This is a genomic window from Rubritalea sp., from assembly GCF_051252225.1.
Taxonomy (GTDB): Bacteria; Verrucomicrobiota; Verrucomicrobiia; order Verrucomicrobiales; family Akkermansiaceae; genus Rubritalea.
The window spans coordinates 1-7,898 of record NZ_JBPOGE010000029.1 but is presented as its reverse complement, the minus strand read 5'-3'; the positions used below and the strand labels follow the sequence as shown (position 1 = coordinate 7,898).

The 7,898-nt window shown below is 42.0% G+C and carries 10 protein-coding genes; 2 read left to right on the top strand and 8 right to left on the bottom strand.

Annotated elements, in window-relative coordinates:
• Positions 1-193 precede the first annotated feature (193 nt).
• A complete protein-coding gene (locus ACSHX2_RS15030) occupies positions 194-625 on the bottom strand; it encodes a hypothetical protein (RefSeq protein ID WP_435693775.1) in 432 nt (143 codons plus the stop codon).
• A 1,331-nt stretch (positions 626-1,956) separates the two neighbouring features.
• Between ACSHX2_RS15030 and ACSHX2_RS15025 the strand changes: the two genes are divergently transcribed.
• The gene (locus ACSHX2_RS15025; protein WP_435693774.1) at positions 1,957-2,928 is read left to right on the top strand and encodes an IS30 family transposase; all 972 of its coding nucleotides are present in this window, start codon (positions 1,957-1,959) and stop codon (positions 2,926-2,928) included.
• An 11-nt stretch (positions 2,929-2,939) separates the two neighbouring features.
• Here the strand turns inward: ACSHX2_RS15025 and ACSHX2_RS15020 are convergent, their stop codons facing one another.
• From ACSHX2_RS15020 to ACSHX2_RS15005, 4 genes are all read right to left on the bottom strand, one after another.
• The gene (locus tag ACSHX2_RS15020) at positions 2,940-3,278 is read right to left on the bottom strand and encodes a hypothetical protein (protein WP_435693773.1); all 339 of its coding nucleotides are present in this window, start codon (positions 3,276-3,278) and stop codon (positions 2,940-2,942) included.
• A 514-nt stretch (positions 3,279-3,792) separates the two neighbouring features.
• On the bottom strand, positions 3,793-4,194 hold the full coding sequence (locus ACSHX2_RS15015) for a hypothetical protein (protein ID WP_435693772.1): 402 nt from the start codon (positions 4,192-4,194) through the stop codon (positions 3,793-3,795).
• A gap of 127 nt (positions 4,195-4,321) precedes the next feature.
• Complete coding sequence (locus ACSHX2_RS15010) at positions 4,322-4,825, bottom strand: topology modulation protein (protein WP_435693414.1); 504 nt, start codon at positions 4,823-4,825, stop codon at positions 4,322-4,324.
• Between the two features lie 64 nt (positions 4,826-4,889).
• Entirely contained in the window at positions 4,890-5,327 is a 438-nt protein-coding gene (locus tag ACSHX2_RS15005) for a DUF6404 family protein (RefSeq protein ID WP_435693771.1), read from the bottom strand.
• 106 nt (positions 5,328-5,433) lie between these two features.
• On the opposite strand from ACSHX2_RS15005, the gene ACSHX2_RS15000 reads away from it, so the two are divergent.
• Positions 5,434-5,715 (top strand): hypothetical protein, encoded by a 282-nt coding sequence (locus tag ACSHX2_RS15000; protein ID WP_435693770.1) that lies wholly within the window; start codon positions 5,434-5,436, stop codon positions 5,713-5,715.
• 145 nt (positions 5,716-5,860) lie between these two features.
• Here ACSHX2_RS15000 and ACSHX2_RS14995 read toward each other — a convergent pair whose 3' ends face one another.
• From ACSHX2_RS14995 to ACSHX2_RS14985, 3 genes are all read right to left on the bottom strand, one after another.
• The gene (locus tag ACSHX2_RS14995) at positions 5,861-6,148 is read right to left on the bottom strand and encodes a hypothetical protein (RefSeq protein WP_435693769.1); all 288 of its coding nucleotides are present in this window, start codon (positions 6,146-6,148) and stop codon (positions 5,861-5,863) included.
• Positions 6,149-6,803: 655 nt separating this feature from the next.
• Positions 6,804-7,310 (bottom strand): YcxB family protein, encoded by a 507-nt coding sequence (locus ACSHX2_RS14990; RefSeq protein ID WP_435693768.1) that lies wholly within the window; start codon positions 7,308-7,310, stop codon positions 6,804-6,806.
• 126 nt (positions 7,311-7,436) lie between these two features.
• Positions 7,437-7,811, bottom strand: coding sequence for a hypothetical protein (locus tag ACSHX2_RS14985; RefSeq protein ID WP_435693767.1), 375 nt, complete (start codon positions 7,809-7,811; stop codon positions 7,437-7,439).
• Positions 7,812-7,898: the final 87 nt, after the last annotated feature.

The window sequence follows — 7,898 nt, the reverse complement described above, 5'->3', positions numbered from 1 at the left end:
GTAATGGAAAAGACTGTAAATCAGATAGAACTATTATCCAAAGATCTTCAGATTTACGCTAACGTAAAGCACACCAATCACTGAACTCTCAGCGCGCTTCGTTTTTGGGTTAATGTTTGGATTGTGAAAATGGCTCGCGTCTCGACGGTGAAGGGATTGGGTGCAGCGTCTTGTTCGACAAGTTGATTTAGCTTCATTGAGTCGGAGAAATAGCTGGAGAGCCGGCATTATCTGTAATCTTATTCTTATTAGATAAAGCACATAGCAGGATCTTATATAACAAAATGGCCATCAGTAATAATCCGATGGGGATTAGGATGTCGAACCAAACAGGAAGGTCTAAAGCGAAGAGTTCGTCTATATACATACCAGCAAAAGTGAATAGGAAGAACATAGAAGCTTTGAGTGCTTGACGATGCATACCAATTAACGATCCTTTGTCGTTAAATATCTTCAATGGGTAAATCCAAACCACTAGTAAAATTCCTGTTGGAAGGGCGACTTGAGAAAAGCTCTCATAATTGAGATCGAAACGTTCGATGAAAATTCTGCCTACAGAAGTGAGTAGAAAAGAACTTAAGATTGCGATTGTGAAGAAGACATAGCGTTGGCTTAAGGTTTGCATATTTAGTCGAACGTAAAGCATACCAACCGAGTACTCGGCCAGAAAGCTTTGGATTAAGATTTAAGTTTGAATCTAGTGAAAGGTGAGTCGCGCTCAACCGCGGTACGAGGTTGGGTGCAGCGTCTTGTTCGGCAAAGGCTATTTTTGAGTAGCTAGAACGGCTAGAAGAAACTTCATTCTGTGATATGTGACCTCTTCAATACTGTTATTTGAGGTTTATTAAGCCAGTAAGGACAGTAGATTAGAGTGAAAGACAATGACGCTATATAGTAGATGTGCTGGATCTTATCGAAACTGTGCAATCCTGTGTAGAGTAAACTCTGAGTGAAGAAGAGGCCTAACCAGTATACCAATAATAGTGTTACGGGGTGCTTCATACGCCAGATGATCTGAAAACGTAGGGAGTATAGTAAGAGTAGTGGAATAAGTAAGCTTGAGAACCAGGAGAGTTCATAAACGAACCATTCACATTCAAACCTTTGAGGGTTGAGTCTGAAGAATACCGAAGATGCTTGCGTAAGCAGAGTCCAGCACCATGAAACCCATATGATGCCTTTAACGATGGATTTAGAGGTAGATGTCTTCATTTTAGCCGAACGTAAAGCACACCAACCGAGTACTCGACCAGAAAGCTTAGGATTAAGATTTAAGTTTGAATGTAGTGAAAGGAGAGTCGCGCTCAACCGCGGTACGAGGTTGGGTGCAGCGTCTTGTTCTCCAAAGTCAATTTTGTTTGAAGTAGTTAGTTATAGAAGGTCTGCGGAAAAAGTATCTCCAGCTAAAAAAAGCAAAAGTAAAGCAGCCGATCGAAACCCATCGAGGGTCTTCAGTGTCAGCTATTAGTAGGTAGAATCCAGATAAACTAAAAGCTAGGAGTGGAATGTATCTGACCCAATTCTGAGCTCTATATAGGCCGAAACCTATAGCGAATAGCAAGACTCCTAAGACTGAAACAATATACCCAGCACCAGAGTTCCAAAATTCACTATAGCTTACAGGAACGTCATTAATTCTGTGAGTGCTAGAAGGGCAGACAGCCATCACTACGAATAATACACCAAAGAACATCAATAATGGAGCAATCCATGAGAGAGGTTCGGGCATTGATTTTAAACGTGTGATAATGCGTCGCATTTTTAGGAGAACGTAAAGCACACCAATCGCTGACCTCTCAGCGTGCTACGATTTTGGGTTGATGTTGGAATTGTCATGGTCGGTCGGACTCTAGGCGGGGAAGTGATTGGGTGCAGCGTCTTGTTAGCTAGCTTGGATTCATAGGGTAAGTGCAACACCTGGTCAGGATTATAGACTAGGTCTATGAAAGCAAAACCATGTCACATTACAAGCACCTGTCACGCGAAGAAAGAAGTATACTAGGCCACTACAGATTGCGGAGATTATCTCTGCGAGAAATAGCTCGAAGGATGAATCGAAATGTTTCCACAATTTCACGAGAATTAGAGAGAAATCGATACACAAATGGACGCTATGTAGCGCATCATGCGCAGAGCTATTATCAAGGCAGATTGAAGCGTAGTCGAAAAGGGACGAACTTTAGTTCAAAGCAATGGCGGCACGTGATCACATTGCTTGAGCTGCAGTTCAGCCCCGAGCAAATCTCAGGACGTCTGAAGTTAGAAAAAGCTCTCAGTATTAGTCATGAGACTATTTATAAATATATTTGGGCTGATAAGAAGCACGGAGGTAAGCTTTACAAGCAACTCCGAGGATCAAGCAAACAACGACGTAAGCGATATAGTAGCAAGGATAGCAGAGGACGTTTAGCAGGGAAGAAGATGATCGATGTGCGTCCACCAGAGATCGAAAAGCGTTTAGATTTAGGTCATTGGGAGATTGATACGGTGCATGGGAGTGGGAAAAAAGCAATCGTAACACTGGTCGAAAGAGCTACAGGTTACGTTATGATTGGACAGCTTGATTCAAAGAAAGTTGTAGATCTGAATGCTCGAACATCAAAGCTCATTAGGCGTAAACCGCAGCACTTTAAGACAATAACGGCAGATAATGGGGTAGAGTTCCATGGCTACAAAAAGTTAGAAAAAAGGCATGATTTAGACTTCTATTTTGCCTTCCCTTACCACTCGTGGGAGCGAGGGACAAATGAGAATACAAATGGTCTTATTCGTCAGTATTTACCTAAGGGGTGTAGCATGGAAAACCTTACTCAAAGGCAATGTCATTTTATTGAGCACCGGCTCAATAATCGTCCACGAAAAAGGTACAACTACATGACACCAAAAGAGATGTTAGCTCAGCTAGATAGTGTTGCACTTAGCGCTTGATACTAGGTAGATCAATTTTTGAGTACAAATTTTTTAGTGAGAATAATTTTAACTGGTTTCTCTACACCTTTAAATTGCTGATCAACGATCGGATTATATCCTACTTTTCTCGCTGATACCCATTCGATAGTCTGGAAGTGCCACCCGAAATTAGCATGACCTTTCTTATTCGATTTAAGCCACTCTCCGTTAGTTGATGGAGTTACAGCTTGAACTTCCGCGTTGTGAATAGGGGTTCCAGCTTCGTCCACGACAATGATGTCTGGTTTTCTCTCAGCCTTCCGATCATCTGAAGCTTGGATTGATGATGTAAAAGTTAGAGCTAGAGCTATTGTGAGTAGTCGTGTCATATTTAAGCTAACGTAAAGCACACCAATCACTGAACTCTCAGCGTGCTTTGTTTTTGGGTTAATGTTTGAAGGTTGAAAATGGTTCGACTCTCGACGATGAAGGGATTGGGTGCAGCGTCTTGTTAGCGAAAGCGATGCTTTAGATTTGCTGGTCGCGTATACCTAATCTGGATGAGACGAATCTAGGAAGCGTAGATGAATGTGAAAAGAGTAATCTGGATCATCTGGAGAGGTTCTCAGAGAAGACGTGGAGTTCAGAAAGCGACATGCTGAGACGAATGATGTGAAAACATAGAATTCAGAATACGGAGATCTGCGATTCGGAAGTACCTGATGAGATTGAATGTGAAAGGGAATGCTAAAACCTAACTGCCAAAATTTACGCTAACGTAAAGCACACCAATCACCGAACTCTCAGCGTGCTTTGGTTTTTGGTTAATGTTTGAATTGTGAAAATGGCTCGCGTCTCGACGGTGAGGGGATTGGGTGCAGCGTCTTGTTATGCAAAGGCAATTTAGCGGTAGTCGTGTAATGTTCCACCTATGCGAATAAATTCATCAACGGTTAGAGACTCTATTACGTCTGCATGTCCAGCAAGCTCTAATATGTCATGAAACGCAAAATTACAGTTACTACTAGAGTATGATGGAGCTTCAATATCGATAGAGGATGCTCTTAAATCAGATCTAGCATGTTTATTGTTCTGTATCATCGCACATGATTTCGCGCCATCATAAGGACCTAATGGATACTGTTCAGCTGATGCCAGATGGAGTTGAATTTCGTTAGTTTCACGACTTATAACTATGAGCAATCCGTCAGTAGCCATATCCGTGTCAGCTTGGGGGAATGCTGAATAATATTCTGTACCAGTTGAGCGTGATTTAACTTTAACGATTTGTATTGGGAGTTCCATTTTTAGCATAACGTAAAGCACACCAACCGAGTACTCGACCAGAAAGCTTCGGATTAAGATTTAAGTGTGAATGTAGAGGAAGGTGAGTCGCGCTTAACCGCGGTACGAGGTTGGGTGCAGCGTCTTGTTAGCTAAGTTGATTTATGTGAGATCGAAGTTCGCGTGGATGTTTGAATGTGTGGACTGTCAAATTAGGATTCTCACGAATAAGAGACAAGGTACTTTCTCGGAATGATTTCTTGAACCTTAATAGATAGGTGATGAATTCAAAATCTAGACGCTCTGGACAACCTTCTGCGATATCTTCTCTAACTTGACCGTAGCTTGTGATGATTCTCTTTAAGGCTCGAAACAAACAAATGTGAGTAGGGTAGTCTAAGTGATAAACAACTTCTGTATGTGCTAACCTCTCGGCGAGAGTGGAGTAGTAATGTCCATCAATAATCCAAGTCGGTGTTTCGTAGATGCTTTTCATTCGCAGCCTGAATTCATCCTGATCTGAAGGAGTCCAGCCTTCATTCCAAAACTCCTTGTCGATATGGATTACAGGTAGATGGAATATATCCGAAAGTTGCCGAGATAGGGTAGATTTACCAGCTCCAGGGCAACCGAGTATGGAGATTCGTTGCACTTGTATATTTAAGCTAACGTAAAGCACACCAATCACTGAACTCTCAGCGCGCTTTGTTTTTTGGTTAATGTTTGGATTTTGAAATTGGCTCGCTTCTCGACGGTGAAGGGATTGGGTGCAGCGTCTTGTTAGCCAAGGGCAATTTCTCTAGCTTGGAAGTGTAGTTCTCCCATGACCCTGAGATTCCATACTTCTTCTTATTGCGACTAATTTGATAGTAGTTAGCGAAGGAAGTAAGTACTGCAAAGCTGAAACCTGCGAGAAATACAGTGCTAACTGGGTAATCCTGCCAAACAGTGAGTCTCATAATAAGAGCCCAAATAATACCAGCCACGATAGCTGGTAATATGGTGTTTTGGTATACGGATGCAAATAGCGGAGGTTTAGGCTTAAAACCCAGCTTGCAAAGTAATCTGTATAATGGGGGATACGCTGCACTTTTGCTGGCGCCCTTAACTACCAGGTCTTTTACGTAGAGGTCTATTTGTTCCTTAAACGTCATAATTTAGGCTAACCTCTAGCACATCCCACCGAGCCAGCAGTAAGCTGGTGAAGGTTGGATGCTGAGTGTTGTTCGATGAGCTAATTTGACGAGAAACCTAAAAACTATGAGTGAACAAAACGAGGTATTGAGTGTAGATGGTTATGTAAAAGTGATAAACGATGAGGGGGAGGAATATGATTTTCTTCCCATGCGCGAGTGGCTGAAAAAAGATATTGGTTTGTTAGCTCAGAATATAGCTGAGAATGAACACAGAGACTCAGGAGGAGAATTGAGTGATGCATCCGCATGGCCAAGATCCTACAAAATACAGTGCCAAGGTGGGTGGAAAGAGGTGAAGGTCACATTAGGTTGGATACCCCACTTCGCCGTAGAGCTTGTAGACTGAACAAGTTTATATCGAACGTAAAGCACACCAATCACCGAACTCTCAGCGCGCTTTGGTTTTGGGTTAATGTTTGAATTGTGAAAATGGTTCGCGTCTCGACGGTGAGGGGATTGGGTGCAGCGTCTTGTTAGGCAAGTTGATTTTACTAGAGGAACCTAATAGCAGTACAGATCATCCACATGAAATGTAGCATATATGGAAATATTTTAGCTTCCGCTGTTGCTACTGTGACCTCACATCCATTGGCGATATTACGAGAGTATCGAGCCGTATTCCATATACCGAATAATGCTGAGATCACGGCAGAAATATAAAGAATGATCGCTCGGAAGTTCCATAGGTTAGGATTTGGGTTTTCGATGCATATGAAATTGATACCGTAAATCAAAAGGCCTCCAAGGATTACGCTATGTATGATAAGATGAAGCTTCATATTTTTTAGCCTAACGTAAAGCACACCAATCACCGAACTCTCAGCGTGCTTTGGTTTTGGATTAATGTTTGAATTGTGAAAATGGTTCGCGTCTCGACGGTGAGGGGATTGGGTGCAGCGTCTTGTTCTACAAAGGCAGTTTGGAACGATTAGTTAGGATCTGTGACTGCTTTTGGTGGATATGATAGAGGTTGTTTTGCTGGTATAGGTGGTAGTTTCGGAATGTAGTAAACTCCTTCGTCACTTCGTATAGCTACACCTTCAGGCATGTCGGCGGCATACCAAGGTTCTGAATATGCGCTGTGAGGATTACGAACCCAACCTGGCCTTCCTTCGATTAGGATAGCATACTGTTTAGGTTGTGGTTGCTTTGTATCGTTGATGCGCTGCTTTGATGAATTAGCAGTGTTTCTAGGCGCTTCATCTGGCGTTACAGTATCATTATGGGAACTGCAGCTTGATAGAAAAACTGCAAATACGGCAAATATCGTTTTGTACATCTTTCTGTTACGAAGGCTGATTAATTTAGTAGAACGTAAAGCACACCAATCACCGAACTCTCAGCGTGCTTTGGTTTTGGGTTAATGTTTGAATGATGAAAATGGCTCGCTACTCAACGGTGAGGGGATTGGGTGCAGCGTCTTGTTCGACAAGCTCAATTTGTAATGTGTTGGTAATCTTGGATTTTGGACTTTAGAAAGTGACGAAGGTCTTCGATATCGCAACGAATTAATGAGGCGGAAGGGATCCAGTTGATTATGTGGTCTCCATGAAAGAGTAGTAATCCATCAGGAAACTCTTGGGCTTTAGTGAAAACCTTCCAACTTAGAGATGTCTGTGAGATCGGTGTGCTAACTTCGAAATGTTCGTCTGAAAATGTGATAGTAACCTCGTCATTGATATATGGTGATCTACGTAGACTACGTCGTACTGACCACTTTTCGTAGCAAAGGGAGCCAACTACAACTAATAAAAACCCTAAGATAGACACACCCATACCAATAGCGTCTAGAGAGAACATGAATATGGCTATAGGGATTAAAAGTACAATGACAGCTATACCGGCTATCAGAAATGGTTTTCTAAGCTGATTTGCTGATTTGTGCTTTTTCTGAGCCTCTAGAATGAACTCTTCGTTGTATGTGAATGATGATTTGATCATGTAAATTTAGTCGAACGTAAAGCACACCAATCACTGAACTCTCAGCGCGCTTTGATTTTGGGTTAATGTTTGAAGATTGGAAATGGCTCGCTTCTCGACGGTGAAGGGATTGGGTGCAGCGTTTTGTTATGCACGGACAATTTTTATAGCTTCGCCGCTGTAGGTGTCAGTGAGTATAATTTGATCATGACTAATTGAGACGAACCGAAGAGCTCCAAATTGAACTTCAAAGCTTTTCGTTTGGTTAAAGTCAGTAACGTGCACATCAATAACAGCTCCGCCATCTTTTTGTCTCCAAGTCATATAACCTAATTCTTCTGTTTCTTCAGAATATAGGACACACGCTAAAGCCTGCTTGGTGCTAATGAAATTAGAAACTATTAATTCCCCGTGTATTGGTCCGCCCATTCCACATTCACTTCGACCGTCAAAAGCAATAGTGAAACTTTTAGATGAATGATGAATTTCGTATTCACCAATAAATGGGTCATTGATGTTCATATTTTTGCATAACGTAAAGCACACCAATCACTGAACTCTCAGCGCGCTTTGTTTTTTTGGGTTAATGTGTGAATGTTGAAATTGGCT